Origin of the sequence: Mesorhizobium sp. M7A.F.Ca.CA.002.05.1.1 (assembly GCF_003998335.1) — a bacterium.
In the GTDB taxonomy this organism is placed as follows: Bacteria; Pseudomonadota; Alphaproteobacteria; order Rhizobiales; family Rhizobiaceae; genus Mesorhizobium.
In genome coordinates this window covers 1-1,096 of the sequence record NZ_RZQI01001335.1, presented here as the reverse complement: position 1 = coordinate 1,096, position 1,096 = coordinate 1, and the positions used below count along the sequence as shown (strand labels likewise).

The window sequence follows — 1,096 nt, the reverse complement described above, 5'->3', positions numbered from 1 at the left end:
TTCCAGCGCTCAGAATCTCGTGCTGACAAGGCGCGTCTGAGCCCGCGACCATTCGTTTCCAAGGACGGCGGCCGGTTGGCCGCCGTCCTTTTTTATGCCGGCAAAGGGGTCCCGGATTCCGCTTGCGTCATCCGGAACGCGATGGGAACATGGCCGAAGCGCCGGCTGTTATGTTCCAGTCAAGCAAGAGCGCTAGTGGCCTCTGATCGGCTTTCCGGGAGACGAAGATGAAGAAACTTGCCGCCATTGCAGCCCTGTCAGCCTCAGCACTCGGTCTGTCGGCCGGCGCGTCCTTTGCCGACTACACGCTGAACATCCTGCATATCAACGACTGGCACAGCCGCATCGAAGGCAACAACAAATATGAATCGACCTGCTCGGCGGACGAGGAAACCAAGGGCGAGTGCATCGGTGGCGCGGGCCGGCTGATCACCGCGATCGCCCAGGAGCGCAAGAAGCTGCAAGGCCAGAACGTGCTGCTGCTCAGCGCAGGCGACAATTTCCAGGGCTCGCTGTTCTACACGACCTACAAGGGCAAGGTCGAAGGCGAATTCCTCAACGACATGAAGTTCGATGCCATGGCCCTTGGCAACCATGAATTCGACGACGGCGAGGCGGCCCTGGCGCCGTTCCTCGACATGATCAAGTTCCCGGTGCTCGGCGCCAATGTGAAGGCCAACGCGCAATCCAAGCTCGGCGACCGAGTCAAGCCATCTGTTGTCGTCGAGGTCGGCGGCCAGAAGATCGGCATCATCGGCGCGATCACCAACGACACGCCGGACCTCGCTTCCCCCGGACCCAACGTCGCAATAGAGGATGACGTCAAGTCGATCACCGCCGAAGTCGAGAAGCTCAAGGGCGAAGGCGTCAACAAGATCATCGCCGTGACCCATATCGGCTACAGGCGCGAGCGCGACGTCATTGCCAAGATCCCGGGCATCGATGTCGTCGTCGGCGGTCACAGCCATTCGCTGCTGTCGAACACCGATCCGAAGGCGGAAGGCCCCTACCCGACGATGGTCGACAATCCGGACGGCTACAAGGTGCCGGTGGTGCAGGCGGCGTCCTACTCGAAATATCTCGGCGAGTTCAAGGT

Annotated in this window: 1 protein-coding gene; it reads left to right on the top strand. The window is 60.9% G+C overall.

Annotated features, from left to right (window positions below; genetic code table 11):
- Nucleotides 1-227 precede the first annotated feature (227 nt).
- Nucleotides 228-1,096, top strand: an 869-nt coding sequence (locus EN939_RS35360; protein ID WP_206528444.1) for a metallophosphoesterase, incomplete at its 3' end; no start/stop codon positions are given.